The organism is Streptomyces verrucosisporus, from assembly GCF_017114865.1.
Taxonomy (GTDB): Bacteria; Actinomycetota; Actinomycetes; order Streptomycetales; family Streptomycetaceae; genus Streptomyces; species Streptomyces fenghuangensis.
In genome coordinates, this window is record NZ_JADEYH010000006.1 from 1 (window position 1) to 26,013 (window position 26,013).

Here is a 26,013-nt window from a genome sequence, read left to right on the forward strand (position 1 = left end):
CTGTGCTTTCACTGGGTCCACCTCGGTGGGTCGGGTTGCGCCGGCGCGGCGGGCGGCCTGAGGTGTCGGTCGCGGCCGCCCGCCGCCGTGGCGCCGGGTGTGCGGTCTCGTGGAGGACCGCCGCGGTCAGAAGGGGAGTTCGCCCTCCCTGGGCGCGTGCCGCTCGCCTTCGTCCCGTACGGGCGGGCCGCCGGCCGCCGGTGCGGCGCCGAAGCGGTCGCCCGCGGGGACGCTCATGCGCGGGCCGCCCCCGGTGACCGTCGCGCCGGCGAACCGCAGGGAGGGGCCGACCTCGTCCACCTCGCACTCCACCACGGTGCGCTTCTCGCCCTGGCGGGTCTCGAACGTCCGCTGGCGCAGCCGCCCCTGGACGATGACGCGCGTACCGCGTGTGAGGGACTCGGCGACGTGCTCCGCCTCCTGCCTCCAGGCCGAGCAGCGCAGGAACAGCGTCTCGGCGGAGTCCCTCCACTCGTTGCTCCGCCGGTCGAAGGTGCGGGGTGTGGAGGCGACGGTGAAGTGGGTGACCATGTCTCCGGACGGGGTGGTGCGGATGTCGGGGTCGTCGGTCAGGTTGCCGACGACGGTGATGACGGGCTCACCGGCCATCGGTGGCTCCTCTCGTGCGAGGTGTGTACGGCGGACGCGGGGCGGGGCGGGTGTGCCCCGGGCGCGCGGCGCCGGCGGTCAGTGCTCCTCGCCGGGGGTCTCCTCCCGGGTCCCGCCACGCCCTTCGCCGCCGTCGAGGGCGAGCAGCCGGGGCAGGTCGATCTCGCCGGTGCGCCAGGCCCGGGCGACCTGCTCCGTTCCGCCCGGAACGGGCCGGAGGCTGAAGGAGCGCGGCTCCGGCGGCGGGGCCGTCTCCAGACCGGGGACCACCTCTCCGGTGTACGGGTCGGTGGCCGGCCCCGGCCAGGCAGTGAGCCGTGCGGTGAACTGCCTGCGCCAGCTGGGACGCACCCTCACGAGCGTCTCCACCTCGTCCGGGTGGTTCTCGACCACCCAGGTGGTGAAGGCGTCCTCGTCGGCGACCAGGACCTCCGGTTTGGGGTCGATGAGCGTGATGGTGGCGATGGGCGTGCCGTCCCGCAGGGTCACCCGTATCGACTTCAGCGCGTACTCCTCGCGGGCCGCGCGCAGTTCGTCGAGGACCTCGCGGCGGGTGGCCTGGTACTGCTCCTCCACCGCGTCGCGCAACACCTTGAGTACGGCGACCCTGGTCGCGTGCTCCTTGAGGTTCATGCCGCCACGGCTTTCCGCTCGGTCTCCTTGCGCTCCTTGCGGGGCTCCCCGGTTTTCCCGGCCTCCTTCCTCGCCTCGGTCCCGCGGCGCACGATGAGGTCGCCCAGTGTGGTGGGCTCCCCCGCCGGGTCCAGGACGGCTGCGGCGAGCAGGTTGTGCCGGCGGGCCTCCTCGTAGAGGGAGCGGAGTTCCTCGTAGGTGGTGTTCGGCGCGGTGACGGTGGCCAGGTAGTCGGACGCGCTCGGGGTGGGCTTGCCCGCGTTGAGCCAGTCGAGGACGGAGTCGGCGAACTCCGTGCCCGGTTTGCGGATGACCAGCCCGGACAGCGGCTTCGCCCGGGACTTGGAGATCACCAGGGTGTTCTCGTGGTCGAGGTCGCCGACGATGTCGAACTCGTACTCGATGCCCTCCCGCTGCTCGGGCTTGAGCCCGACCTTGCGCGGCACCTTGCGCCCACGGTCGTCGGTCTCCACGACGTACTCGGTCTTGGTGCGCATGGTGACGATGAGGTGGCCGGGGTAGGCGAGCAGGGCGTCGATCATCGCCCGCTCCATGGGGCGGGTTTCCTTCCAGGCGGCGAAGCTGCTGCCCGTCCCGTAGCGTTTCGCGGCGTTGTCGACCTGTTCGAGCACTCCGCCCGCGCCGGACCAGAAGTGCGAGAGCGAGTCGACGATCACGGTGTCGTAGCCCTGGTGGGCGGCCACCGCGAGGACGTCGATGAGCCCGGTGGGCTCGAACGAGGTGAGCTGGAGGGTGTCGAAGGCGAACTCGTCGGCGTACTTGGACGCGCTGCCGTGCTCGGTGTCGATGAGGGCCACCCGCTCGCCGATCGCGGTGCCGGTGATGAGCGCGGTGTAGGTCTTGCCCGATCCGGTCGGTCCGGTCAGCGCGATGCGGGCCTTGGCCTGTTCCTTGGTGGCGGGGGCGAAGGTGAGGGTGTTCACGCCATTTCTCCTCTGGCGCATTCGACGGCGGTTCGGGGTGGGCTCGCCGGTTGGCGGGACGCGGTCCCGGTCCGGCGAGACGTGCACCCACGCGGCCGAAGCTTTAGTTCGAATCCATGTTCGAAATCTGTCCTGAGTCACAGATTATGCACATCTTGTCTATAAATCAACACTTATCGGATGGAGGATCCTCCGGGTTCCGGCGGCCCGGCCACCGCCTCACCCCGGGGCGTGGCGCACTCCGGGGCAAGGCCCGCGGGCAGAGCTCCGCGGAACCACTCACTCCCGTTTGACCAGGCCTTTTGTCAGTGGCCCGCAGTAAAGTGAAGGCAGATCGAGACGGCCGGACGACCACCTCAGGAGGAAGCCGATGGCCTCTGCCGCGCTCGCCGCCAAGCACCCCTCGAAGGTTCCGACCACACCCGCCGCCACCGCGCTGACGACCCTGCCCACCCTGCCGAAGAAGCCGCTCCCGGCCGGCCGGCCCCGCGAGTGGTACGTCTCGCACAACCGCCGCCTGAAGGCCATGCGCCTGGCCATAGCCCTGCTCGACACCGGCGTCCACCGCCCGGAGCGGGCCACCGACCGCAGGATCCGCACCACGGCCGAGCGGATCGGCGTTCACCCGCCCTCCAGGGCGACCTGCCGCATGGTCCGTTCCCTGATCCGCCACGGCGACGGCTGACCGGGGACAGCAGCGCCGCCCCGGCACACCGGCACGGACGGAGGGTCCCGCCGCGCACCTTCGCAGGTGCGCGGCGGGACCCTCCCTGCCGAAGCGGGCACCGGGGCGGCGCGGTGCGGAGCGTTCCCGCCCGTGCGCGTCAGTCCACGGTCAGTACGTTGCGCGGCGCCCCGGCCGGCCAGGCGAACGCCCCGCCGAAGTCGCTTTCGACCTCCGCCTTCTCAGCCGCGTTCGGATAGGGGTTCGTGCACGCGGTGCCGGCGCTGGAACCGGACATCAGGCTGGAGCAGGGACCGGGCTTGCGGTCCGGCAGCCCCAGGATGTGGCCCAGCTCGTGGGAGGAGATGCGGACGGTGTTGTAGCCCTGGTCGACGGCCTGCCGGCCGATGTAGACCACGCCGTTGCCCAGCGAATAGGTGTAGGCGCGGGGCCAGCCGTTGTCGGCGAGGATCCGGATGTTGGCGCGCTGTCCGGCCGCCACCGGCCGTAGTTCGACGGCGTCGACACTCTCGTTCCAGATCGCCGCGCCCCGGTCGACCGCGGCCCTGAACTCCGCCGCCCCGCTCGCATCGTAGGTGAGGATCCGCGGGGCGAGGGCGCGGTCCTCGGCGGCGGGGACGGCCGGTGCGGCGGCGGCCTGGCCGCCGGCCAGCGCGAGGGTGGCCGCCAGGGCCGCGGTGAGGCCGCGGACGAGTGTGCGGACGTGCATGGTCGTCCTCCTTGTGGGGGGTTGAGCGTGCTCATGACACACTGCAAGCTCCCTGCCCAGCCGCGGCGCACCCCAATCCGTCAATCCGCGCGGCCCCGGCCGGGCGGCGGGGCCGTCGCCGGGTGGCGGGGCCGACCGCTGCGGACCGGCACCGCCGCCCGATCACAGCCGGCCGGCGAGGGGTCAGTTCGCCCAGACCTCGGCGTCGTCGGCCGGGACGGTGGTGGCCAGGCCGAGCTCCTTGCGGGCGGCGACCGTGTCACCGGGGTCCAGACCGGTGAAGGCGGGGTCATAGGCGATGTAGAACGCGTCGGCGTCGCCGGCCTTCGCGGCGTCCTTCCAGTGGCCGGCGGTCTTCTCCAGCCGGGTGCGGAGCTTGCCGGTCTCCGTCCCCTCGATACCGCGCAGGCCGTCGAGGTGTGCGTCGAGGGCGGTGGCGACGGCGTCGGCCTGTGCCCTGTAGCCGTCGAGGTCCTCCTCTACGGTCTCCGCCTCGGGCTGGTTCGTCCACAGGGCCTCGTAGACGGCGTTCGCGCCGTTCAGATAGGTCTTCTGGCCCGGCTTCAGCGACTTCGCGCCGACCTTGAGCGAGCCGGTGAACTCACCCGACTCCTTGGTGTAGGTGCAGCTCACGGCACGGTCGCCGGTGGCCCAGCTCTCCGCGGTGGGGGTGTAGTAGGAGAGACCGACACCCTCGGGCAGCGCCCAGGTGTCCGGGGCGAACTCGCCCGCCTCGGCGGGACACCGCTCGTCGGCGATCGCCGTGACCGCCTCGTCACCGGGGAACTTCCCCTTCTCCTCGATGTCGAACTCGCCGACGACCTGACCCCGGTGCGGCTCCTCGCACGGAACGAGCTCGATGGCGAGCGCCTCGCCCTCGAGCTTCTCGCTGTTGGGGTTGTAGCAGTCTCCGGTGGACAGCGAGAACACCGACCGCTGGCGGGCCACCTTCGTCGCGCCGTTCTTGGCACTGTCGACGACGTCGGAGCACCCCGCCGCCCCGATCGCGAGCAGGGCGACGGCGGCGGATATGCCGCGCGGGAAGCGGGACGGTGCACGGATTGTCATGACGCGTACATCCTCTGGGGAAAATTCGTGAATGGTGCGCGCATCTTATGTCACCGTCATGACAAGCTCGCACGCGGAGAGCACTCCAGGTCAGTCGGGGCGCCGGGGCCGCCCTCCGTCCCCCGACCGGCCCTCGCGACGGCTCGATAGACTCCCGCGGTGGACACCGTGAAGTGCACCCAGTGCGGCACGACCGGCCTGGAGCCGGGATTCATCGAGGACTCGGGCGACAACTCCCGCGGATACGCCCGCTGGATCGCCGGACCGCTGGAGTTCGGCCCGTTCGGTGGCGCCAGGCGCATGGGCCGACCCCGGTGGCAGATCGACGCCTACCGCTGCCCGAAGTGCGGTCATCTGGAGCTCTTCGCGCGGCAACCCGTCTGAGAGATCACCGCGCCCGGCCTCGGCCCCGGCACGTCAGCAGGGACCCTCCCGCATCCGGCGGCGGTGCCCGTGTCGTCAGTGCGCGCCGGCCCGGCGCACCGCCGCGGTCGCCTTCCGCGCCGCCACCAGCACCGGGTCCCACAGCGGGGAGAACGGCGGCGCGTACCCCAGGTCCAGAAACGTCATCTGTTCGACCGTCATGGACGCGGACAGGGCGACCGCGGCCACGTCCACGCGTTTGCCCGCGCCCTCGCGCCCGACGATCTGCACGCCCAGCAGGCGGCCCGTGCGGTGCTCGGCGAGCATCTTCACATGCATCGGCGCGGCGCCCGGGTAGTAGCCGGCGCGGCTGGTCGACTCGATCGTCACGGTCACGAACCGCAGTCCCGCGGCCCTGGCCTGGCTCTCCAGCAGGCCGGTGCGGGCGATCTCCAGGTCGCAGACCTTGCTGACGGCCGTGCCGACGACGCCGGGGAAGGTGGCGTGGCCGCCGCCGATGTTGGTGCCGATGACCTGGCCGTGCTTGTTGGCGTGCGTGCCCAGCGGGATGTGGCGGTCGTGGCCGGAGACGAGGTCCAGGACCTCGACGCAGTCTCCGCCCGCCCAGACGTTCTCCCTGCCCCGCACCCGCATCGCCAGATCGGTGAGCAGGCCGCCGGACTCCCCCAGCGGCAGTCCCGCCTCGCGTGCGAGCCCGGTCTCGGGCCGCACGCCCAGCCCGAGGACCACCAGATCGGCCTCGTACTCGGCGTCCTCGGTGGCGACCGCCCGCACCCGGCCGTCCTCGCCGGTGCGGACGGCGGTGACGGCGGCTTCGGTGACCGTCTCGATGCCCATACCGGCCATCGCCTCGCGCACCAGCCGGCCCATGTCCGGGTCCAGGGTGGTCATCGGCTCCTCGGCCCGGTCCAGCACCGTGACCCGGTAACCGCGGCGGACCAGCGCCTCGGCCATCTCCACACCGATGTAACCGGCGCCGACCACCACCGCGCGCCGCCGGGTGTGTGCCGACTCGGTCTCCTCCAGTGCCTCCAGCAGGGATCCGCCGTCGTCCATAGTCTGCACGCCGTGCACGCCCTGCGCGTCGATGCCCGGCAGGCCGGGGCGCAGGGGACGGGCACCGGTGGCGATGACCAGGTGGTCGTAGCCCAGCCACTTCCCGGGACCGCCGCCATCGCCGCCGTCACCGCCGCCGCGGACGCGGACTCGGCAGCCGTCCGGATCGAGTTCGGTGACCTCGGTGTGCAGCCGCAGGTCGATGCCCCGCTCGCGGTGCTCCTCGGGGGTCCGTGCGATCAGGTCGTCGGCGGCCGTGACATCGCCGCCGACCCAGTAGGGGATGCCACAGGCGGAGTAGGAGGTGTGACCGCCACGTTCGAGAGCGATGATCTCCAGTTCCCCGGGCCGCTTCAGTCTGCGTGCCTGCGAGGCGGCGGACATGCCCGCCGCATTGCCTCCGATGACCACCATGCGCTGTGCGGTCGCCATGGTGTGCGCTCCCTTCGCCGTACCGGGCACGCGTCGGCCCCGGCCTCCGTATGCCCACGCTACGCTCCGCCACCACAGCCGCCCGGCTCCTCGCGGCGCGGACGTCAGTCCCGCGGGGCCACGCCGGAGTCCAGGAGGGGGCCGAGTTCCCGCAGCACCGTCTCCAGGGCGCGTACGTCGCGCTCGGCCCTGGCGATCACGATCGCCCCCTCCAGCGCACTGATCATCAGGGTCGCCAGCGAGGCGGCCCGGCCGGCCGGCACTCCCATCTGTGTCAGCGCCCGCGCCACCGGCCGGTTCCATGCGGCGAACGCGGCGGCGGCGGCCTGCCCGGTGGACTCGGCGGAGCCGGCGCGGTCCACCGTCGCTGCGACGACGGGGCAGCCCGCCGCGAACCCGGCCGACCGGTACTCGTCGGTCCACTGGCGCACCATCGCCTCGAACAGGCGGCTCGGTGACGGCTCGGGCATCTCGGCCAGGAACCGGTCCACGCGCTTGGCCGCGTAGCGGCCGGCCCACTCCACGGCCTCGTTGACGAGCTGCTCCTTGCCGCCCGGGAAGTAGTGCCGCAGCGACCCTCTCGGGGCCTGCGCGTGCTCGACGACATCGCGCAGACCGGTCGCGGCGACTCCGTCGCGCCGGATGAGCTGGGCCGCGCTGAAGACCATCCGCTCGCGTGGTCCCCGCCGGGAAACCGTCACCGCCGACCTCCGTTCCCCTGGCGAACGGGGCGAGCGGCACCCGCCCCGCCGGTCCGGCCAGCCTATCGGTGCCGCACCGGCCGCACCGGTGTGGGAGAGGCTCCGTGCGCTCCACCCCGAACGGCCCGCACCCGGTGCTATGACACACGTCATAACGACCGCTACTATGACGGCTGTCATAGAGGGTGGAGCAGGCGGGCATGCGGGCGAGGGCCACGGCCTCTCGGCCGGAAGGGCGGCACAGCGTGGACGTGGGTTTCATCGGTCTCGGTGTCATGGGACAGCCCATGGCACTGAATCTGGCCCGCGCCGGCACGGCGCCGGTCGTCTGGAACCGCACCACCGCCAGGAGCGAGCCGCTGCGCGCGGCCGGGGCCGAGGTGGCGGCGAGCCCCTCCGGGGTCTTCGAGCGGGCCGGCACCGTCTTCCTGATGCTGGCCGACGAGGCGGCGACGGACGCCGTACTGGGCCGCGGCACACCGGACTTCGCCCCGCGCGTCGCCGAGCGCACGGTCGTGCACATGGGAACGACCTCGCCCCACTACTCGCGCGGGCTGGAGGCCGATGTCCGCGCGGCCGGCGGCGGTTACGTCGAGGCCCCCGTCTCCGGTTCCCGAGTGCCCGCCGAGGCGGGACAGCTGGTGGCGATGGTCGCCGGGGAACCGGCGGTCGTGGAGCCGGTGCGCCCGCTGCTGCGGCCGATGTGCCGGGAGGTGTTCGTGTGTGGGCCCGCTCCGAACGCGCTGCTGACGAAGCTCTCGGTGAACCTGTTCCTGATCACCCTGGTCACCGGTCTCACCGAGGCGTTCCACTTCGCCGACCGCCATGGTCTGGACCGGCGGCTGTTCCTGGACGTGCTCGACGCCGGCCCGATGGCCAGCGGCGTCTCCCGTATGAAGGCGCCCAAACTGCTGGCGCGCGACTTCGGCGTCCAGGCCGCCGCCCTGGACGTGCTGAAGAACAACCGGCTGATCCACGAGGCGGCCCGGGAGGCCGGCCTGGCCTCTCCTTTGCTGGACGTCTGCCACGCTCTCTTCGGCGAGACGGTCGCGCTGGGGCACGGCGACCGCGACATGGTGGCCGTTCTGCACGCTCTCGAGGCCAGGACCGACCACGGTCGGCGACCCGCTCCCTGACGCTTCCCGCGCGAGGCCGCCACCCTCGCAAGACCCCCTCGCGAGCCCCCGCGCGGGGCCGCCACCCGTGCCGCTCCGGGCCGGAAGCTTGAAGGCGGGCCCGGAGCGGCACGGGCCTCTCAGCCCAGGAGCCGCCGGCGGCCGCTCCTGGCCGCCGCCACCAGTTCGGGGACGGTGGCCAGCTTCTCCCGGGGCCGCCCGGCCCGCAGCCCGCGGGCCACCTCCGCCCGGTCGATCGCGGCCTGGCCGCGGGCGTCGACCAGGCGGCGGTTGCGGCTCCTCACCAGCCGGCGGAAGGCCCTCGCACCGTGCTCGGGCGCGGGCAGGGCACCTTCTATCGCGTCGGCGAGCAGGGTGCCGACCGTCTCGGCCGCGCAGGCGCGGTTGGCTCCGATGCCGCCCGAGGGGCCGCGTTTGATCCAGCCCACGACGTACGTCCCCGGCCGTCCGGTCACGCGCCCGCCCTCGTGCGGGACGGTGCCGGTGGCCTCGTCGAAGGGCAGCCCGGGGACCGGGGCGCCGCGGTAGCCGACCGCCCGCACCACCATGCCCGCCGGTATCTCCGACTGCCCCTGCACAGCCGTGGTGCGCACCGCCCGTACACGCCCGCCGCCGAGCACCTCCGTCGGCGCGCTGTGGAAGCGCAGCACGATGCGCCGCCCCGGTGCGGGCGGGAGGGACCAGTCGACCGCCTGCCGGGAGACGTCCCGCAGTACGGCCGCCTTGTCCCCCGGACCGGCCGAGTCGATGCTCCCGGCGACGCGGGGGTCGTGGTCGTCCACGACCAGCTCCACACCCGGCAGATGCCTCAGGGCGAGCAACTCCGGCCTGGTGCAAGCCGCCTCCGCCGGGCCCCGGCGTCCGAGGAGGACCACCTCCCGCACCTCTCCGGCGCGCAGCGCGCCGAGCGCGTGGGCGGCGATGTCGGTGCCGGCCAGTTCCTCCGGATCGGCCGTCAGGATCCGGGCGGCGTCGAGGGCGACGTTGCCGTTGCCGACCACCACCACCCGCTCCGCGGACGGGTCGACGGCATCCGGGGCCGTCTCCGGATGGGCGTTGTACCAGGCCACCAGCGTGGTCGCGGAGATGCTTCCGGGCAGGTCCTCGCCCGGAATCCCGAGGCGGCGGTCGGCGCGGGCGCCGACGGCGTAGACGACCGCGTCGTGGTGCGCGGCCAACTCCCGCGCGGTCACGTCGGCGCCCACCTCCAGACCCAGGTACATCCGGACCCGCGGGTGCGCGTACAGCCGCGCGAAGGTGTCCCCGACCCCCTTGGTCCCGGGGTGGTCGGGGGCCACCCCGTAGCGCACGAGGCCGCCGGCCACCGGCATCCGGTCGATGAGGGTCACCTCGGCACCCGTGTGGAGCAGCAGGTCCTCGGCGGCGTACATGCCGGCCGGGCCGGTGCCGACTACGGCGATCCGCGGCGGCGCGAAGTCGGAGGGCAGGACACGCTCGAACGCGGGCCCGCCCCAGGCGTGGAAGTTCGGCCCGTGGTCGGCGGGTTCGGAGCCGGGTCCGCCGTCCGCGCGGTTCGCGGCGTCCACGCGGCCCTCGGCGTTCTCGGCGTTCTCGGCGTTCTCGGCGTTCTCGGCGTTCTTGAAGAATGCCGCGTTGATGGTGGCGTACTCGCGCTGCGCCCCGGAGAGCCGGTCCTCCGGAATGATCGCGTCCACCGGGCAGGCGTCCGCGCAGGCGCCGCAGTCGATGCATGTCCCGGGGTCGACGTACAGCATCTCCGTGCTGCCGAAGTCCCTCTCCTGCGGGGTCGGGTGGATGCAGTTGACCGGGCAGACGGCGACGCAGGCGGCGTCGGCGCAGCAGTTCTGGGTGATGACGTGGGTCATGTCGCGGCCCGTCCGGTCTCAGATGAGGTTGGCGCGCTTGTAGAACATCAGCGCCGGCTTCGTCAGCAGGCCGGCGGAGGCGAGGAACTCCATCAGGCCCGAGCAGCTGGAGCGCATCATCGCCCTGTGGTGCTCGTTGGTCCTCGCCTCCCGGACCGCGCGCTTCTCGTCGAGCCCGGCGTTGGCGTACACCTTGCGGTTCACCATGCTGGTGACGATGACGTAGGCCGCGATCGCGATCACCAGGGCGTGGATCCTGCGGCGCAGCCGGCCGGCGCCCGCCAGGCGCTTGCGCGTCTCGTCGCGGGCGAACTTCATGTGCCGGGACTCCTCGACGACGTGGATGTTGTTGATGGTGCGGACGAACGGCACGACCCGCTCGTCGCGCATCCAGTCGCGCTGCATGACGTCGAGGACCTCCTCGGCGACCAGGATCGCCGCGTACGCCGCCTCGCCGAACGCCAGCGTCTTGAACGCCCGGCCGAGTTCGAGGGCGAACCGGTGCGGACGGTACGGCGGGGCGCCCAGTTTCCGGGCCCCGCGGGCGAACATGATCGAGTGCCGGCACTCCTCGGCGATCTCGGTCAGCGCCCACTGGAACTCGGCGCTGGTGGGGTCCTTGGAGTAGATGTCGCGCAGCACCATCTGCTGGAGGATCATCTCGAACCAGATGCCCGTGCTGGCCACCGAGGCGGCCTCCTGCCGCGTCAGCTCCTTGCGCTGCTCCTCGGTCAGCTCGTCCCAGTACGGGGTGCCGTAGAGGGTGCTCCACTCGGGGCTGGCGCCGTGGAAGTCCTTGTCCAGCGGCGTCTCCCAGTCCACCTCGACGGCCGGGTCGTAGGCCAGCCTCGCCGCCGAGTCGAGCAGCCGGCGGGCGACGTCCTGCTCGTCGTGCCGGCCGTGTTCCGCCGGTTGTTCCGCCTGTCGTCCCGTCGGCCGTCCCGCCGGTCGGACGATGCCGGTGCTGCTCGCCATGTGCGCTCCTCGAACCGTGTGCGACGTTCCCTGTCCGCCCGCTGCGCCGGGGCGGCCGCGGTGCCGCCGGTCCGCTTCCGCGTCCCGCGGCCTGCCGAAGACGCCCGCCACGCTTGTTAGACAGAATGTAAATCAAGGGCGCCGTGCATGCTACCCCTGGTAACACTTCCGATGGCCGACCGGGGAAAGCGACGCGCCCGCGTACGGTGCCGGCCGGACCCGCGGACCGCGGTGCGCGGGGCCTCGCGGACCGCCTCGGCCAGACCCTCCCCGCCGGCGTCCGCCCCCTCTGCGGCACGCGGTGCGTGGTGCTCGACGGCAGCGCGGCGGTCCCGCTCGGCGGCACCCCGCCGGACCGTGACCAGGGCGCGTACACCCAGGAAGACCAGGTGGACCGCGCCGGCCGGCTTGATCGCGGTGAAGGCGGCCGAGGACCGGGCCGCTACGACGGACAGGCCGAGAACCGCCGCGAGCATATGCGCACACAGTCCGGCCCGCGCCCCCATCGCCGCGGCCCGCCCCAGCCCGGGGCGCCGGACCGCCGCCCTGGTGATCACGAGGAAATCCGGTCCGGGGATCGGATGGGCGAGCAGCACCACGCCCAGAAAGCCCGCGAGGTCCACGGAGTCCATCCGGTCCCCCCTCCCCGGCCGCCGTCCCGTTCGGGCGGCCTCCCGAACAGAGGTGCCGGCTCCCCCCAGGAGGCCGCGCCTCTCACCCGGAAGGCCGCACACCCGCTGGTTCCGTGACATCCGTCACACCGCATATCGGTACTACGCCTGCCGGATAGTAGGTGGCGCTCGACGGACATAGATGCCCGTCCCACCCGAAACGGTCATACCGTCCGCCCGGTTCGGTGGACTCCGCCCCCCTTCGCTCACTCCTCCGTGCACGGTTGAACGGGGCGGCTCCTGACGGAGCGACACGGCGCCGCCGCACACCCCGGCGCCCGCCCCGGCACGGTCCCGCGCTGTCCGCAAGGGGCGCGGGGGCCTACGAGGCGGCGTAGTACCAGGGCTCGTTGCCCCGTCGGCCGAACGCTTCCGACAATGACGGCCCGCACGCGTTCCCGCAGATCAGAGGTGGGTTCCGTGCGGGTCGTCCATGTCCCGGGGGGATCCGCGATCCGACGATTGGGGTCACACATGAGCAAGCACCGCAGAACGAGGCGCTACCGGCGGATATCCGTCGCGGCCATCGCCGTGACCGCCCTGGGAGTGCCCACCGCGGCCCTGGCGTGCGTGGACCGGCCGACGACCGCCGAGGACCGCTCCCACTCGTGGGAGAAGCGTTCATACGACGACCGGGAACGCTCCTGGCGAAACCGGCGCTCCGAGGACCGGTCGCCCGTCTCCAGGTCGACCTCGCGGCCCGAGGCGGAGAAGACCCGTACACCCGCCGCTCCCCCGAGCGCCTCCCCGGCCCCCAGCACCTCCGCGCCCTCCTCGCCCGCACCCGACACCTCGGTGCCTTCCACTCCTTCCTCCTCCGCCCCCAGCACCTCCGCGCCCTCCTCGCCCGCCCCGGCCGGCGATGCCGAGGCCCGCGTCGTGGAACTCGTCAACAGCGAGCGCGCCAAAGCCGGATGCGCTCCCCTGAAGGTGAACGAGAAGCTGACCGAGGCCGCCCGGACCCACAGTCAGGACATGGCCGACCACCGGAACATGTCCCACACCGGCTCCGACGGTTCCGGCCCCGGAGACCGGATCGAGCGGGCCGGCTACGAGTGGCGGACCTACGGCGAGAACGTCGCCCACGGCTACCGGACCCCCGAGAGCGTGATGGACGGCTGGATGTCCAGTCCCGGCCACAAGCGCAACATCCTCAACTGCTCCTTCGAGGAGATCGGCGTCGGCCTGGCCCAGCCCGGCGACTACTGGACGCAGACCTTCGGCGCCGCCCGATAGGGCGGGGCGCACCGGGGGGCTCTCCGGCGTCCGGATCATCCGACGACCGGTGTCACGCCCCGCCCGTTCCGGCGGCGCAGGCGGGGTGGCCCCAGCCGTCGGGGTTCTTCGCGATCGTCTCGCCCTTCGCGTACGGCCGGCCGCAGCGGCACCGGCCCGGGAAACGGGCCTTGAGCGGCCTCCCGGAGGGGCGGCCCGAAGCCCCGGACTTCCGCGCCGGCTTCGCCCCCGCCGGGCGGGAACGCCCGCCGGCGGGGGCGGCGCCGGGCTCGGGCGGCGGCAGGTCGTCCCCCGTTGCGGAGCCGGCCGGCCGCTGGGTGCGGGCGCTGTGGCTCGCGGCGCGGTCGGCGGCGTCGTTGAGCCGGTCGCCGTCCACCTGGTGGGCGGGGGTGTAGACGAATTCGACGTCCCGTCCGGCCAGCAGTCCGTCGATGCGCACCACCAGGTCCCGGTTGGCCACCGGTGTGCCGGCCGAGGTCTTCCAGCCCTTGCGGCGCCAGCCCGGCAGCCAGGTGGTGACCGCCTTCATCGCGTACTGGGAGTCCATCCGCACCTGTGCCGGTACGGCCGGGTCCAAGGCCCGGAGCAGTCTCTCCAGCGCGGTCAGCTCCGCCACGTTGTTGGTCGCCCGGCCCAGCGGGCCGGCCTCCCACCGCTCCACTCCGCCGTCCGCTCCGGCGATGACCCATGCCCAGGCCGCGGGCCCGGGGTTTCCCTTCGATGCGCCGTCACATGCGGCGATGGTCCTTTCCAGCACCCTGCGATCCTGCCATCCCCGCACCGTCGTCGCGGTCACCGGCCCGGCGTCCGTTCCTCTCACGGCGATCGCCCGCACCGCCGCCCACGCCGGCGGGCACTGCGCCCCCTGCCGGGCGGGGGTCCCGGCCACCGGCGCGAACGCCCTGCGTGCGAAACGGCCGGGTGCCCCTTCCCCGGCCGGGCCCGGCCGGGGAAGGGGCTTTACTCCGGGGGCGGCTCCTCCCCGGCGGCGCGCCGCAGGCTCCACACCCGCAGGGCGAGCTGCATGTCGAACCGGACCGCGGGGTCGTAGAGCCGGTCGCCGAAGACCTCGTCGAGCTGACGCAGCCGGTAGCGGACGGTCTGCGGGTGGACGTTGAGGTGCGTGGCGACCTCGCTGGCGTTGTGTCCGTGCCGCAGCCAGCACAGCAGCGTCTCGGCGAGGCGTTCGCGCTGCGGGGAACGGATCCTGCGCAGGGGGCGCAGCCGGAGGTCGGCGAGCGCGTCGACGAGTTCCTCGTCGCGGAAGAGCAGCAGCGTGGTGAGGTGGTCGGCACAGCGCACCAGCCCGGTGCCGGGCAGGATGCCGCGCCGGGACAGGCCGAGCGCCTCGGTGGCCCAGCGCAGCGAGCGGGCGCCCTCGGTGAGGGGGACGGTGGGCCCGAGGGCGGTGCGGGTGCCGCTCAGCGCACCTGCGATGGCGCGGGTGCGGCCGGGCCCCTCGGGGTCGGGCACGACGACGACGCCCGGCCTGGTGTCGAGCCGTGACAGGCACTCGGGCGGCAGAATGGGCCGGGACGCCTTCGGCTGGTCCGTGTGCTCGGTGACGGCGACGGCGATCTCGCGCGGCAGGGGCCACCGGGCGGTGTGCGCGAGGTCGCCGATTGCCTCGGCCGGTGCCGGGGGGTCGGCGGTGAGCAGGTCGATCAGGCGGTTGCGGCGCCGCTGCATCTCCCCGGCGGCGTGCAGGCGCGCCTCGGTGTAGCCGGTGGTGGTGGCGGCCGCCATCTCGTCCAGGTGCAGGAACAGTGCTTCGCCGAAGGCCCCCAGGATCTCCCGGGGGAGTCTTCCGGCGTCCACCAGGGCGTTGACCCTGCGCCAGGTGACGCGGGCCCCGACCCGCAGCGCGGCCTGGAAGGGCTCCAGGCTCCGGCCCTCCTCGGCCTCGCCGCGGCCGATGCTCCGGTAGGTGGCCCGGACGGCCTCCAGATCGGCGTCCGGTCTGGCCATCCGGGCCAGGAAGTCGTGTAAGGCCTGCCGGGCGCCGGTGCGGACCACATGCATGTAGGTGCCGTCCTCGGGGCGCGCGTACTCGGCGATCTCGGTGCGGATCGCCTCGACGACCTCCCCGACGATCTCGTCGAGGTGGGGGCTGAGGTGGCCGGAGAGTTCGGCGGGAAAGGCACTGAAGGTCGCGTACGAGTCGGCGGCTCTGCCGTCGGCGGCGTTCCTGCCCCGGCTCCGCTCGTCCTGCTGCGGCCGGGCGCTTCCGTTCGGCATGGCGGCTCCCTTCACGACACTGGGGTGGCACCGAAGAGGCGCGGAGGACGGGGCGGCGGGCAGCGGAAACGGCGTCGGCGGGCGCGGGGTCCGGTGACGATACCGCCGTCCCCGTGTCCGGTCCGCTCCGTTCGCACGCTTCTCACCCGGGGCTCCTCTCCTCTCGCCGGTGGACGGCCGCGGACGGCGGCGGCCCGGTAAAGGGGACGAGCGCTGAAGTTACGGCCGAGTAACAAGCGTTCGGTAGTAATCCGTCTGACAATCCGCGGCGACGGAACTGTCCGTACGGCACAAGTGGCCGCCCGCCCTCCTGCGCGACCATCCGTCCATGACGGAACTGCTGAGGTACCAGGTCCCGCCGGCCCGGACGCGCTTCTACGCGCCCGGGGTGCCCGTGGCGCTGAGGGTTCCCGAGACCACCCTGCCCGCCCTCCTCGACGCGGCCGCCGGCCGCCGCGGCCGGCGCACCGCCGTGGTCTGCGGCGGTCGGCGCACCGGTTACACCGTCCTGCGCCACCGCGCTGTGCGCCTGGCCTCGTCGCTGGCCGCGGCGGGGGTGTGCCGCGGCGCCCGGGTGGCGCTGCTGCTGCCGGCCGGGCCTCAGGCCGTCACCGCCTGCCACGCCGTGTGGCTGCTGGGCGCGGTGGTGGTGCCGCTCGACCCGGGGACGGCCCCGGAGGGGATCCGCCGCCGTCTGGCGCACAGCGGCGCCGTGGTGGTGCTGTGCGCCGCCGGAGCGGAGGTCGGTGCGGGAACGGTGCGGTCGCGCACCCGCTCGGTCCAGGTCATCGAGGTGCCGGCCGGCGGCGGGGCGCCGCCGTGGCGCCTGGGGCGCGCCCGCCGGCCCGTGCGGAGCCCGGCGCGGGCGCACGGCCCCCGGGCCGCGCCCTCCCCCGGTGATCCGGCCGTGCTGCTGTACGAGGACGGCTGGGCCGTGATGCTCACCCACCGCAATCTCGTGGCAGCCGCTCACCAACTCCTGGCATGGTTACCGGAACTGACCCGGCGCCGCGCCACCGTGCTCTGCCTGAACCCGCCGTGGCGGGCGTCCGGGCTGCTGTTCGGCGTGACCGGCGCGGCTCTGGCCGGCGCACGCGTGATCCTGGAGCCGCGACCGGAGCCGGAGGCCGTGCTGTGGGCGGCCCGCCGGTACCGCCCGGTGGTCCTGGCCGCCCCGGCCGGCGAGCTGCGGCGGCTGCTGGCCCGGCCGGAGCACGAGTGGGAGGCCTTGTCCGGGGTGCGCACCCTGGTGTCGGGGCAGCTGGACGAGGAGTCGGGCCGACGGCTGCGGAGCCTGGTGGACGCCCCGCTGGTGGAGAGCTACGGACCCGCCGACGCCGCCGGCATCGCGCTGGCCAATCCCCGCGGTCCCAACGCGCGCGCCGGAACGGCGGGGATCGCGGTGCCGGGCGCGGAGGTCCGGGTCGCGGTGGAGGGCTTTCCGCACGCCGAGGCCCTGCCGGGGCGCGCGGGCGAGCTGCTGCTGCGCGGCCCCCAGGTGTGCCCGGGCTACTGGCGGGACGGGGCGGCGACGCAGCGGCGGCTGCTGCCGGGCGGCTGGCTGCGCACCGGGCGGGCGGCGGTGGCCGGCCCGGACGGATTCGTCACCCTCCTGGATCGCGGACCGCACGCACCCTACGCCGGGCCGGCGGCCGTCATGCCCGCCCGCCTGCGGAACGCACCGTCCGGCGGGGCGGGACCGGAGTCCGGGCCGGGAGGGCCGACGGGTCAGGAGGGGTGACCGGCCGCCTGCGGCTTGCGGGCGCGGCGCCGCGCCGCGCCGCGGGCACCACCAGCGGGGTCCCGGTCTCCGGGTCGTCGATGACCCGGCAGGGCAGGCCGAAGACCTCCTCGACCAGTTCGGCGGTCACGATCCGCTCCGGCGGTCCGGAGGCCACCACCCGCCCGTCGCGCATGGCGATCAGGTGGGTGGCGTAGCGGGCGGCGTGGTTGAGGTCGTGGAGGACGGCGACCAGGGTGCGGCCCTCCTCCTGGTGGAGGCGGGCGCACAGGTCCAGGATGTCGATCTGGTGGGCGAGGTCGAGGTAGGTGGTCGGCTCGTCCAGCAGCAGCAGGGGGGTCTGCTGGGCCAGCGCCATGGCGATCCACACCCGCTGCCGCTGCCCGCCGGACAGTTCGTCCACCGAGCGGTCGGCGAGTTCGGCGACGCCGGTGGAGGACATCGACTCCGCCACGACGCGTTCGTCCTCGGCAGACCACTGGCGCAGCAGGCTCTGGTGCGGGTAACGGCCCCGGGAGACCAGTTCGGAGACGGAGATGCCCTCGGGGGCGACGGAGGACTGCGGCAGCAGGCCGAGGGTGCGGGCGACCTGCTTGGCATTGGCCGAGGAGATGTCCCTGCCGTCCAGGAGGACCGCCCCGGCGGCCGGCTTCAGCATCCGTGACAGAGCGCGCAACAGGGTGGACTTGCCGCAGGCGTTGGGGCCGATGACGACGGTGAAGGAGTGGTCCGGTATCGCGACCGTGAGGTCCTCGGCTATCGTCCGCCGGTCGTAGGCGAGGGTCAGACCCTCGCCGCTCAGCCTCGTCCCTCCGGCCGCCGGGGCGCCGTGGTCGCGGTGGTTGCCCTGCGTCATCCGTTCTGCTCCGTCCTGGGGGTGTCCGACCGGGGCGATGTCCTGCCCGGGGGTCCTGGGGGCCCTGGGACCGTGGAGGTCGCGGACCACCGCGTGGGTGTTCATATCCGTCCCGCCTTCCGCTGGGTGGCCAGCAGCCACACCAGGTAGCAGCCGCCGAGGAGGCCGGTGACGACGCCCACGGGGATCTGCCGTCCGGTGAAGAGGTTCTGGGCGGCCCAGTCGGCGGTCACCAGCACGGCCGCGCCCATGCAGGCGGCGGGCAGCAGGTTGGGGCCGGGCGCGCGGGTGAGGCGCTTGGCGAGCTGGGGCGCGGTGAGCGCGACGAAGGAGACCGGGCCGGCACAGGCCGCGGCGAAGGAGACCAGGACGACGGCGGAGCCCAGCGCCGTGGTGCGGGCGCGCTCGACGCTCACCCCGAGGGCGTGGGCCGCGTCGTCGCCCATCTCCGTCATCCGCAGGGCCCGTCCGCAGCCCAGGACGGTGACCGGGCCCAGCACCGCCAGGGCGATCAGCAGCGGGGTGAGTTCGGGCCAGCCGCGTCCGTCGAGGCTGCCGGTGATCCACAGGACCGCGCGGGCCGCCTCCATCAGCTTGCCGCGGGTGAGCAGGTAGCCGTTGACACCGGTGAGCATCGCCAGGACGCCGATGCCGGTGAGCACCAGCCGGTAGCCGTGCGTCCCGTGACGCCAGGCGAGGGCGTAAATGAGCAGTCCGGTCAGCAGCCCTCCGGCGATGGCGCCGCCGGCCAGGGCCGCGCTGCTGCCGCCGGCGAGGACGACGAGCAGCGCGCCGGTGGAGGCGCCCTGGGTGATGCCGAGCATGTCGGGGCTGCCCAGCGGGTTGCGCACCACGGACTGGAAGACGGCGCCGGCCAGGCCGAGCGAGGCGCCGACGAGGAGGGCGGCGAGCACCCGGGGCAGCCGCAGCTCGTTGACGATGAAGTCCTGGGCGGGGGTGCCGCCACCGGTGAGCGTGGTCAGCACCTCGGCGGGGCTCATGGGGTAGTCGCCGCTGCCGATGGTGACGACTCCGGCGGCCAGGGCCGCGAGCAGGCAGACGGCGGCGGCGACCAGGGCGCGGGGGCGGAAGCGGAGGCTGAGCACCGACCCGGCGCGGAGGGTTCTCGTCCCGGTCCTCGCGCCGGCCCCCTCGCCTGCTCCCGCAGCGGTTCTCGAGGCGTTCCTCGAGGCGGTCTTCACGGCGGTCCTCATGCGGCGGCCACCTTCCGCCGGCGCAGGACGTAGAGGAAGAGGGGGCCGCCGAGAACGGCGGTGACGACACCCACCTGGAGTTCGCCGGGGCGGCCCAGCAGCCGGCCGAGCACATCGGAGCCGAGCAGCAGCACGGGGGCGAGCACCGCGCAGTACGGCAGCATCCAGCGCAGGTCGGGGCCGGTGATCGCGCGGACCAGGTGCGGCACCATCAGCCCGACGAAGACGATGGGGCCGGCGGCGGCCGTGGCCGCGCCGCACAGCAGGGTGACGGCCACGATGCAGGCGGCTCGGACCTTCTCCGGCCGGGCGCCCAGGGCGCGGGCCTGGTCGTCGCCGAGCGCGAGGGCGTTGAGCGGCCGGGCCAGGGCCAGGGCGGCCAGGGCGCCGGTGGCGATGAACGGCAGCACCTGCTCCACGGCGTCCATCCGGGCCGAGGCCAGCGAGCCGACGGTCCAAAAACGCATCCGCTCCAGCGAGGCTGCGTCCAGGATCATCGCGGCGTTGACGTAGGAGTACAGGGCGGCGTTGAGCGCCGCCCCGGCCAGCGCCAGCCGCGCCGGGGTCGCCCCGCGCCCGCCTCCCACGGCGTAGACGACGACGGAGACGACCGCCGCACCGGCCAGGGCGAACCACACGTAGCCGGTGAAGCCGGTCACTCCGAGGAAGGCGATGGCGGTGACCACCGCGGCCGAGGCGCCGGCGTTGATGCCCAGCAGCCCGGGGTCCGCCAGCGGGTTGCGGGTCAGCGCCTGCATCACGCAGCCGGCCAGACCGAGGGCGAGGCCGACGAGCAGTCCGAGCAGGGTGCGCGGCAGCCGCATCTCGTGCACCACGCTCCAGGTCGCGGAGCCGCTGTCGAAGAGCCCGGACCAGACCTCCCCCGCCGACAGCGGCCGGGCGCCGAAACCGAGGCTCAGCGCCAGCAGGACGAGCAGCAGGGCCACGGCGCCCGCCAACCCGGCGGAGCGCAGGGCGGTACGGGTTCGCGTCGGCGGCCCCTCGACGGCGGGGGGCGGCGCCGGCTCCGTTCTCTCCCCCGCGGGGCTCGGTTTGATGAGTGACACGTGCGGACTCCGGTGTGCCGGGGGGAGATCGGTGACCGCCCCCTTGGGCTCGAACTTTGGTTAGGTTAACCTAACAGCCGCGGCCGGTCGTCTGAATACCTGTCGCATCCTTGTGTGTTTGCTCAGAGAGGCCCAGTCATGTCCTACGCAAGAACCGCCAACCCCTCCCGCCGGGGCATCCTCGCGGCGGGCGGCGCCCTCGGTCTGGGCGCCCTGCTCGCGGCCTGCGGGGACGGCGGTTCGCAGACGTCGGACAAGACCGCCGGGAAGGACGGCGGCCCCTGGTCGTTCACCGACGACCGCAAGAAGAAGGTCACCGCCGACAAGACCCCCGAGCGCATCGTCGCCTTCACCGGCACCGCCGCCGCCCTGGCCGACTTCGGCCTGAAGGACCGGATCGTGGGCGTCTTCGGCGAGACGCTCCTGGAGGACGGCTCGGCGCACCCCCAGGCCGGCGACCTGGACGTGAAGAAGATCGAGGTCATCGGCAACGCCTGGGGCGAGTTCGACATCGAGAAGTACGCCGCCCTGAGCCCCGAGCTGCTGGTCACGCACCAGTACGACGCCGGCTCGCTGTGGTACGTGCCGGAGGAGAGCTCGGGCAAGATCCTCAAGCTGGCCCCCAGTGTCGCCGTCCAGGTCGCCGAGGTCTCCCTGCTCAAGCCCATCCAGCGCTACGCCGCCCTGGCCGAGTCCCTGGGCGCCGACCTGAAGTCCAAGCAGGTCACCGACGGCAAGGCCCGTTTCGAGGCGGCGGCCGAGAAGCTCCGCAGGGCCGCCAAGGCCAGCGGCGGGCTGCGGGTGCTGGCCGCCTCCGGCAGCGCGGACTACTTCTACGTCTCCACCCCCGCGCCCGCGGCCGACCTGAAGTACTTCGCCGAGCTGGGCGTCGAATTCGTCATCCCCGAGGACGTCAAGGCCAGCGGCGGCTACTTCGAGAGCCTCAGCTGGGAGAACGCCGGGCAGTACGAGGCCGACCTGATCATCCTCGACAACCGCAGCACCGCCCTGCAGCCCAAGGACCTGAAGTCCAAGCCCACCTGGGACGCGCTGCCGGCGGTGAAGGCCGGCCAGGTCGCCGAGTGGGACCCGGTGCCGCGCTTCTCCTACCAGGGCGCCGCTCCGCTGATGGAGAACCTCGCCGACGCCATCTCCAAGGCGAAGAAGCTCGGCTGAGTCGGGGCCGGTGAGGCGCCGCGGCGCCTCACCGGCCCTGATCGCGCCGCCCCGAGACCGCGCAGGACAGCAACCTCCGAGAAGGAGAGCCCGCAGATGACACCGCGCACCGCCGCCCCTCCGGCCGCCTCTGCCGCCGTTCACCGGCGGCCGACTCCCCGTCGCGCTCCCGCCGCACGCCCGGCCTCGCCGTTCGGCTTCTTCGAGGCCTCGGTCGTGCGCACCGCGCGGCTGGGGCCGTCCCTGGTCCGGATCACCTTCGGCGGAGAGCGGCTCGGGCGGCTCGCGGGCGGCGGGAGGGACCAGAGCTTCTCGCTCTTCCTGCCGCAGCCCGGCCAGAGCGAGCCCGTCGTCCCGGTGGGGCTGGGCGACGGCTGGTTCGCGGCCTGGCGGGCGATGGACCCGGAGGTGCGCGCGGTCATGCGCTCCTACACCGTGGCCGCGCAGCGCCCGAAGGCGGGCGAGGTGGACGTCGACTTCGTCCTGCACGGCGACACCGGGCCCGCGACCCGCTGGGCGCGGCGCGCCCGGCCGGGTGACCGGGTCCGCCTGCTGGGCCCGGTGACCCCGGAGAACAAGAGCGTCGGTTTCCGTCCTCCCGCCGGTACGGACCGGGTGCTGCTCGCCGCCGACGAGACGGCGCTGCCGGCCGTCGCCGGGATCCTGGCCTGGCTGCCGGCCGGTGTCCGGGTGCGGGCGTGGGTGGAGGTGCCCCGGGCCGGGGACGTACGGCCGCTGCCCACCGCGGCCGACGCGGAGGTCACCTGGCTGGTCCGGGAGGACTTCCGGCGGCACGGCGCGGTGGTCGACGCCGTGCGCGGGGCCGCTCTGCCCGGGGAGACGTGGGGCGGCGCGTACGCGTGGCTGGCGGGCGAGGCCGCCGCGGTGCGGGCGCTGCGCCGCCATCTGGTGTCCGAACGGGGCCTGGAGCGCGGCCGGGTGGCCTTCTCCGGGTACTGGCGGCTGGGCGCCTCGGAGGAGGATCTGCGCACCGAGGCGCTCGCCGGCGCCGCCTGACACGGGGTCAGCCCCGCACAGAGCCCCACGTACCACCCGCGGTGCGAGGGGCTCTCGCATGATCAGAGTAAGTTAGGATAGCCTTACCTAAGTTTCCCGCTCCCCCGATTCGGAGGACCCGCGCGTGAGCCCCCAGGGATCCGCCTCCCCTCTCGCTCCTGCCGACACCACCGGCACCGCCGGCACCGTCGGCGGCGACCCCCGCTCCCACCTGCTGAACGGCTCCACCGCCGAGTACTACCGGCGGCTGGTCTCCGAAGGCGTGGCGCGGGTCGCCCGGACCGTGGCCGGAACCAGCCGCCCGTTCACCGGCGTCACCCCGGGCGAACTGGCCCCGGTGGTCGACGGCATCGACCTCGACCGCCCCCTGAACGACCCAGCCGCCGCCCTCGACGAGCTGGAGCGGGTCTACCTCCGCGACGCGGTCTACTTCCACCACCCCCGCTACCTCGCCCACCTCAACTGCCCGGTGGTGCTTCCCGCCCTGCTCGGCGAGGCCGTCCTCTCCGCCGTCAACTCCTCCCTGGACACCTGGGACCAGAGCGCCGGCGGCACTCTGATGGAGCGCCGGCTCATCGACTGGACCGCCGCCCGCATCGGCCTGGGCCGCGCCGCCGACGGCATCTTCACCAGCGGCGGCACCCAGTCCAACCTCCAGGCGCTGCTGCTGGCCCGCGAGGAGGCCCTCCGGCTGCTGCGGAAGAACTCCCCCACCCCGCCGCCGGTCTGCGAGATGCTGCCGAAACTGCGCGTCCTGACCTCCGAGGCCGGCCACTTCTCCGTGCTGAAGGCCGCCAAACTCCTCGGTCTGGAGCCGGGATCGGTCATCTCCGTGCCCTGCGACGGCGACCGCCGGATGCGCGCCGACGCCCTCGCCCGCGAGCTGCGCCGCTGCCGGGAGGAAGGCCTGACGGTGATGGCCGTCTCCGCCACCGCCGGCACCACCGACTTCGGCTCCATCGACCCCCTGCCCGAGATCGCCGAGCTGTGCCAGGGGGCCGGGACCTGGTTCCACGTCGACGCCGCCTACGGCTGCGGGCTGCTGGCCTCCACCACGCGCCGCCATCTGCTGAACGGCATCGAGCGGGCCGACTCGGTCACCGTCGACTACCACAAGTCCTTCTTCCAGCCGGTCAGTTCCAGCGCCGTCCTCGTCCGCGACGGCTCCACCCTGCGGCACGCCACCTACCACGCCGACTACCTCAACCCGGCCCGCAGTGCCGAGAAGCGCATCCCCAACCAGGTCGACAAGTCCCTGCAGACCACCCGGCGCTTCGACGCGCTCAAGCTGTGGCTGACCCTGCGCATCATGGGCGCCGACGCCGTCGGCTCACTCTTCGACCAGGTGGTGGACCTCGCCGCCGACACCTGGCGGATCCTGGAGGACGACCCCCGCTTCACCGTCGTCACCAGGCCGACGCTGTCCACCCTGGTCTTCCGCTGCACCCCCGGTGCGGAGGCCGGCGCGGACGCCGACGAGACGGCCGTGGACCTGGCCAACCTGCACGCCCGCGAGGCCCTGGCCGCCTCCGGCGAGGCCGTGGTCGCCGGAACGGTGGTCGACGGCCGCCACCACCTGAAGTTCACCCTGCTCAACCCGGAGACGACGACGGACGACATCCGCGCCGTCCTCGACCTGATCGCCGGGCACGCCCAGGAGCACCTGGCCTCCTCCTCCGCCCGCCTCAGCGGCTCGCCGGCCGCCTGAACCACCGGATCACCAGACCCACGGAGACGACGTGTCCACCCCTCACGACTTCATAGCCATCGGACTGGGCCCCTTCAACCTGGGGCTGGCCTGCCTGACCGAGCCGGTCGACGACCTCGACGGGCTCTTCCTGGAGAGCCGCCCGGAGTTCGACTGGCACCCCGGCATGCTGCTGGACGGCGTCACCCTGCAGACGCCCTTCATGGCCGACCTGGTGACCATGGCCGACCCCACCTCCCCCTACTCCTTCCTCAACTACCTCAAGCAGTCCGGGCGCCTGTACCAGTTCTACATCCGCGAGAGCTTCTATCCGCTGCGCGCCGAGTACAACGCCTACTGCCGCTGGGCCGCCGGCCGGCTGTCCAGCGTCCGCTTCGGCCGCGAGGTCACAGCCGTCTCCCACGACGAGGCCGAGGGCCTGTACACCGTCACCGCCCGCGACACCTCCACCGGCGAGCTCAGCGAGCACCGGGCCCGCCATCTGGTCCTGGGCACCGGCACCCCGCCGTACGTCCCCGAGTCCTGCGAGGGGCTGGGCGGCGACGTGGTCCACAACTCCCGCTACCTGGAGCACAAGAGGGCGCTCCAGGCCAGGAAGAGCATCACCGTCGTGGGCAGTGGGCAGAGCGCCGCCGAGATCTACCACGACCTGCTCTCGGAGATCGACACCCACGGCTACCGCCTGAACTGGGTCACCCGCTCCCCGCGGTTCTTCCCGCTGGAGTACACCAAGCTGACCCTGGAGATGACCTCCCCCGACTACATCGACTACTTCCACGCCCTGCCCGAGACCACCCGGCACCGGCTGGAGAGCGAGCAGAAGGGCCTGTTCAAGGGCATCAACGAGGCTCTGATCAACGACATCTTCGACCTGCTGTACGCCAAGAGCGCCGCCGGCCCCGTCCCCACCCGGCTGCTGACCAACACCGCGCTGACCTCCGCCTCCCACGACGAGGCCAGCGGCACCTACACCCTGGGCCTGCACCAGGTCGAACAGGACGAGGAGTTCACCCTCACCACCGAGGGCCTGGTCCTGGCCACCGGCTACCGCCACCGCGTCCCCGCCTTCCTGGACGGGATCCGCGACCGCCTCCGCTTCGACTCCTCGGGCCGCTTCGACGTCGCCCGCAACTACAGCGTCGACGTCACCGGCCGCGGCGTCTTCCTGCAGAACGGCGCCGTCCACACCCACAGCGTCACCTCGCCGGACCTGGGCATGGGCCCGTACCGCAACTCCTGGATCATCCGCGACATCCTCGGCCACGAGGTCTACCCCGTGGAGAAGTCCATCACCTTCCAGGACTTCGGCGCCCCCGAGGGAGGTATCGCGTGAGCGACGTCCTCTTCCACCGCGAGGACCGCGAGCTGGGGGGGTTCTCCGTGGTCGCCCTCGATCCCGCCGCCGACGCGCCCCTGCTGCACTCCTGGGTGACCCACCCCAAGGCCGTGTACTGGATGATGCAGGACGCCGACGAGCGGCAGGTCGCCGACGAGTACCGGCGGATCGCCGAACACCCGCACCACGAAGCCTTCCTGGGCCTGCACCGCGGCAGCCCGGCCTTCCTCGTCGAGCGCTACGACCCCGCGCACGTGGAGCTGGCCGGGCTGTACGACCACCGGGCGGGCGACGTCGGGATGCACTTCCTCACCGCGCCGTCCGACACCCCGGTCCGCGGGTTCACCCTCGCCGTCATCACCACGGTGATGGCGATGCTCTTCGACGACCCGGCCACCCGCCGCGTGGTCGTCGAGCCCGACGCCCGCAACACCGCCGTGCACGCCCTCAACGCCGCCGTCGGCTTCGAGGTCGCCGGCACGATCGCCAAGCCGGAGAAGGAGGCCCTGCTGAGCTTCTGCACCCGCGAGAGCTTCGAGGCCGCCACACGAGGAGCCGCCCTGTGACCGCCGCC

Annotated in this window: 25 protein-coding genes; 10 read left to right on the forward strand and 15 right to left on the reverse strand. The window is 73.4% G+C overall.

All coding sequences use genetic code 11. From position 1 onward, the window contains the following. Nucleotides 1-126: 126 nt before the first annotated feature. The 3 genes from IQ279_RS09520 to IQ279_RS09530 all read right to left on the reverse strand — a co-directional run bounded on the left by IQ279_RS09520 (nt 127) and on the right by IQ279_RS09530 (nt 2,186). A complete protein-coding gene (locus IQ279_RS09520; RefSeq protein WP_206347941.1) occupies nt 127-609 on the reverse strand; it encodes a single-stranded DNA-binding protein in 483 nt (160 codons plus the stop codon). Between the two features lie 78 nt (nt 610-687). Then, nucleotides 688-1,242, reverse strand: a complete 555-nt coding sequence (locus IQ279_RS09525) for a hypothetical protein (RefSeq protein WP_206347942.1) — start codon at nt 1,240-1,242, stop codon at nt 688-690. After that, the gene (locus tag IQ279_RS09530) at nt 1,239-2,186 is read right to left on the reverse strand and encodes an ATP-binding protein (protein WP_307792281.1); all 948 of its coding nucleotides are present in this window, start codon (nt 2,184-2,186) and stop codon (nt 1,239-1,241) included. Before IQ279_RS09530 ends, IQ279_RS09525 begins: the two co-directional genes overlap by 4 nt. A gap of 370 nt (nt 2,187-2,556) precedes the next feature. On the opposite strand from IQ279_RS09530, the gene IQ279_RS09535 reads away from it, so the two are divergent. After that, a complete protein-coding gene (locus IQ279_RS09535; protein WP_241027873.1) occupies nt 2,557-2,871 on the forward strand; it encodes a hypothetical protein in 315 nt (104 codons plus the stop codon). A gap of 139 nt (nt 2,872-3,010) precedes the next feature. Here IQ279_RS09535 and IQ279_RS09540 read toward each other — a convergent pair whose 3' ends face one another. Beyond that, nucleotides 3,011-3,580, reverse strand: coding sequence for a snapalysin family zinc-dependent metalloprotease (locus tag IQ279_RS09540; RefSeq protein WP_206347944.1), 570 nt, complete (start codon nt 3,578-3,580; stop codon nt 3,011-3,013). Nucleotides 3,581-3,763: 183 nt separating this feature from the next. Then, on the reverse strand, nt 3,764-4,648 hold the full coding sequence (locus tag IQ279_RS09545; protein ID WP_206347945.1) for a septum formation family protein: 885 nt from the start codon (nt 4,646-4,648) through the stop codon (nt 3,764-3,766). 159 nt (nt 4,649-4,807) lie between these two features. On the opposite strand from IQ279_RS09545, the gene IQ279_RS09550 reads away from it, so the two are divergent. After that, nucleotides 4,808-5,032 (forward strand): hypothetical protein, encoded by a 225-nt coding sequence (locus IQ279_RS09550; RefSeq protein WP_206347946.1) that lies wholly within the window; start codon nt 4,808-4,810, stop codon nt 5,030-5,032. Between the two features lie 75 nt (nt 5,033-5,107). Here IQ279_RS09550 and IQ279_RS09555 read toward each other — a convergent pair whose 3' ends face one another. Together IQ279_RS09555 and IQ279_RS09560 are read right to left on the reverse strand one after the other, a co-directional pair. After that, nucleotides 5,108-6,520: an FAD-dependent oxidoreductase gene (locus IQ279_RS09555; protein ID WP_206347947.1), complete on the reverse strand. Its 1,413-nt coding sequence runs from the start codon at nt 6,518-6,520 to the stop codon at nt 5,108-5,110. 104 nt (nt 6,521-6,624) lie between these two features. Continuing rightward, nucleotides 6,625-7,221 carry a TetR/AcrR family transcriptional regulator gene (locus tag IQ279_RS09560; RefSeq protein WP_443742654.1) on the reverse strand — a complete coding sequence of 199 codons (597 nt, stop codon included), beginning with the start codon at nt 7,219-7,221 and terminating at the stop codon, nt 6,625-6,627. Nucleotides 7,222-7,421: 200 nt separating this feature from the next. Between IQ279_RS09560 and IQ279_RS09565 the strand changes: the two genes are divergently transcribed. Next, nucleotides 7,422-8,357: an NAD(P)-dependent oxidoreductase gene (locus IQ279_RS09565; protein WP_277402531.1), complete on the forward strand. Its 936-nt coding sequence runs from the start codon at nt 7,422-7,424 to the stop codon at nt 8,355-8,357. A 119-nt stretch (nt 8,358-8,476) separates the two neighbouring features. Here the strand turns inward: IQ279_RS09565 and IQ279_RS09570 are convergent, their stop codons facing one another. The 3 genes from IQ279_RS09570 to IQ279_RS09580 form a co-directional block, all read right to left on the reverse strand. After that, a complete protein-coding gene (locus tag IQ279_RS09570) occupies nt 8,477-10,204 on the reverse strand; it encodes an FAD-dependent oxidoreductase (protein ID WP_206347949.1) in 1,728 nt (575 codons plus the stop codon). Nucleotides 10,205-10,222: 18 nt separating this feature from the next. After that, nucleotides 10,223-11,179, reverse strand: coding sequence for an AurF N-oxygenase family protein (locus tag IQ279_RS09575; protein WP_206347950.1), 957 nt, complete (start codon nt 11,177-11,179; stop codon nt 10,223-10,225). A gap of 116 nt (nt 11,180-11,295) precedes the next feature. After that, complete coding sequence (locus tag IQ279_RS09580; RefSeq protein WP_241027875.1) at nt 11,296-11,811, reverse strand: LysE family transporter; 516 nt, start codon at nt 11,809-11,811, stop codon at nt 11,296-11,298. A gap of 513 nt (nt 11,812-12,324) precedes the next feature. Between IQ279_RS09580 and IQ279_RS09585 the strand changes: the two genes are divergently transcribed. Continuing rightward, nucleotides 12,325-13,086, forward strand: coding sequence for a CAP domain-containing protein (locus IQ279_RS09585; protein ID WP_206347951.1), 762 nt, complete (start codon nt 12,325-12,327; stop codon nt 13,084-13,086). A 52-nt stretch (nt 13,087-13,138) separates the two neighbouring features. Here the strand turns inward: IQ279_RS09585 and IQ279_RS09590 are convergent, their stop codons facing one another. After that, nucleotides 13,139-13,843 carry a ribonuclease H family protein gene (locus tag IQ279_RS09590; protein WP_206347952.1) on the reverse strand — a complete coding sequence of 235 codons (705 nt, stop codon included), beginning with the start codon at nt 13,841-13,843 and terminating at the stop codon, nt 13,139-13,141. A 203-nt stretch (nt 13,844-14,046) separates the two neighbouring features. Beyond that, on the reverse strand, nt 14,047-15,324 hold the full coding sequence (locus tag IQ279_RS09595; RefSeq protein WP_206347953.1) for a PucR family transcriptional regulator: 1,278 nt from the start codon (nt 15,322-15,324) through the stop codon (nt 14,047-14,049). Between the two features lie 328 nt (nt 15,325-15,652). On the opposite strand from IQ279_RS09595, the gene IQ279_RS09600 reads away from it, so the two are divergent. Then, complete coding sequence (locus IQ279_RS09600) at nt 15,653-17,065, forward strand: AMP-binding protein (RefSeq protein WP_206347954.1); 1,413 nt, start codon at nt 15,653-15,655, stop codon at nt 17,063-17,065. On the opposite strand, the gene IQ279_RS09605 is transcribed toward IQ279_RS09600, so the two are convergent. From IQ279_RS09605 to IQ279_RS09615, 3 genes are all read right to left on the reverse strand, one after another. Next, a complete protein-coding gene (locus IQ279_RS09605; protein WP_206348092.1) occupies nt 16,980-17,921 on the reverse strand; it encodes an ABC transporter ATP-binding protein in 942 nt (313 codons plus the stop codon). The genes IQ279_RS09600 and IQ279_RS09605 overlap by 86 nt on opposite strands. 101 nt (nt 17,922-18,022) lie before the next feature. Further along, nucleotides 18,023-19,135 (reverse strand): FecCD family ABC transporter permease, encoded by a 1,113-nt coding sequence (locus IQ279_RS09610; RefSeq protein ID WP_206347955.1) that lies wholly within the window; start codon nt 19,133-19,135, stop codon nt 18,023-18,025. Further along, nucleotides 19,132-20,202, reverse strand: a complete 1,071-nt coding sequence (locus IQ279_RS09615; protein ID WP_206347956.1) for a FecCD family ABC transporter permease — start codon at nt 20,200-20,202, stop codon at nt 19,132-19,134. Before IQ279_RS09615 ends, IQ279_RS09610 begins: the two co-directional genes overlap by 4 nt. Nucleotides 20,203-20,340: 138 nt before the next feature. Here IQ279_RS09615 and IQ279_RS09620 point away from each other — a divergent pair, with 138 nt between their 5' ends. From IQ279_RS09620 to IQ279_RS09640, 5 genes are all read left to right on the forward strand, one after another. After that, nucleotides 20,341-21,378, forward strand: coding sequence for an ABC transporter substrate-binding protein (locus IQ279_RS09620; RefSeq protein ID WP_206347957.1), 1,038 nt, complete (start codon nt 20,341-20,343; stop codon nt 21,376-21,378). Between the two features lie 96 nt (nt 21,379-21,474). Next, on the forward strand, nt 21,475-22,395 hold the full coding sequence (locus IQ279_RS09625; protein ID WP_206347958.1) for a siderophore-interacting protein: 921 nt from the start codon (nt 21,475-21,477) through the stop codon (nt 22,393-22,395). Nucleotides 22,396-22,606: 211 nt separating this feature from the next. Then, on the forward strand, nt 22,607-24,103 hold the full coding sequence (locus tag IQ279_RS09630) for a pyridoxal phosphate-dependent decarboxylase family protein (RefSeq protein ID WP_241027891.1): 1,497 nt from the start codon (nt 22,607-22,609) through the stop codon (nt 24,101-24,103). Nucleotides 24,104-24,134: 31 nt separating this feature from the next. Beyond that, nucleotides 24,135-25,436 carry a lysine N(6)-hydroxylase/L-ornithine N(5)-oxygenase family protein gene (locus IQ279_RS09635; RefSeq protein WP_206347960.1) on the forward strand — a complete coding sequence of 434 codons (1,302 nt, stop codon included), beginning with the start codon at nt 24,135-24,137 and terminating at the stop codon, nt 25,434-25,436. Continuing rightward, complete coding sequence (locus tag IQ279_RS09640) at nt 25,433-26,005, forward strand: GNAT family N-acetyltransferase (RefSeq protein ID WP_206347961.1); 573 nt, start codon at nt 25,433-25,435, stop codon at nt 26,003-26,005. The genes IQ279_RS09635 and IQ279_RS09640 overlap by 4 nt, the downstream gene beginning before the upstream one ends. Nucleotides 26,006-26,013: the final 8 nt, after the last annotated feature.

Bases quoted from the DNA above. Each gene is read 5' to 3' on its own strand.
- IQ279_RS09520 (WP_206347941.1), bottom strand. From the start codon at position 609: ATGGCCGGTGAGCCCGTCATCACCGTCGTCGGCAACCTGACCGACGAC.
- IQ279_RS09525 (WP_206347942.1), bottom strand. From the start codon at position 1,242: ATGAACCTCAAGGAGCACGCGACCAGGGTCGCCGTACTCAAGGTGTTG.
- IQ279_RS09535 (WP_241027873.1), top strand. From the start codon at position 2,557: ATGGCCTCTGCCGCGCTCGCCGCCAAGCACCCCTCGAAGGTTCCGACC.
- IQ279_RS09540 (WP_206347944.1), bottom strand. From the start codon at position 3,580: ATGCACGTCCGCACACTCGTCCGCGGCCTCACCGCGGCCCTGGCGGCC.
- IQ279_RS09545 (WP_206347945.1), bottom strand. From the start codon at position 4,648: ATGACAATCCGTGCACCGTCCCGCTTCCCGCGCGGCATATCCGCCGCC.
- IQ279_RS09555 (WP_206347947.1), bottom strand. From the start codon at position 6,520: ATGGCGACCGCACAGCGCATGGTGGTCATCGGAGGCAATGCGGCGGGC.
- IQ279_RS09565 (WP_277402531.1), top strand. From the start codon at position 7,422: ATGCGGGCGAGGGCCACGGCCTCTCGGCCGGAAGGGCGGCACAGCGTG.
- IQ279_RS09570 (WP_206347949.1), bottom strand. From the start codon at position 10,204: ATGACCCACGTCATCACCCAGAACTGCTGCGCCGACGCCGCCTGCGTC.
- IQ279_RS09575 (WP_206347950.1), bottom strand. From the start codon at position 11,179: ATGGCGAGCAGCACCGGCATCGTCCGACCGGCGGGACGGCCGACGGGA.
- IQ279_RS09580 (WP_241027875.1), bottom strand. From the start codon at position 11,811: ATGGACTCCGTGGACCTCGCGGGCTTTCTGGGCGTGGTGCTGCTCGCC.
- IQ279_RS09585 (WP_206347951.1), top strand. From the start codon at position 12,325: ATGAGCAAGCACCGCAGAACGAGGCGCTACCGGCGGATATCCGTCGCG.
- IQ279_RS09595 (WP_206347953.1), bottom strand. From the start codon at position 15,324: ATGCCGAACGGAAGCGCCCGGCCGCAGCAGGACGAGCGGAGCCGGGGC.
- IQ279_RS09600 (WP_206347954.1), top strand. From the start codon at position 15,653: ATGACGGAACTGCTGAGGTACCAGGTCCCGCCGGCCCGGACGCGCTTC.
- IQ279_RS09605 (WP_206348092.1), bottom strand. From the start codon at position 17,921: ATGACGCAGGGCAACCACCGCGACCACGGCGCCCCGGCGGCCGGAGGG.
- IQ279_RS09610 (WP_206347955.1), bottom strand. From the start codon at position 19,135: ATGAGGACCGCCGTGAAGACCGCCTCGAGGAACGCCTCGAGAACCGCT.
- IQ279_RS09620 (WP_206347957.1), top strand. From the start codon at position 20,341: ATGTCCTACGCAAGAACCGCCAACCCCTCCCGCCGGGGCATCCTCGCG.
- IQ279_RS09625 (WP_206347958.1), top strand. From the start codon at position 21,475: ATGACACCGCGCACCGCCGCCCCTCCGGCCGCCTCTGCCGCCGTTCAC.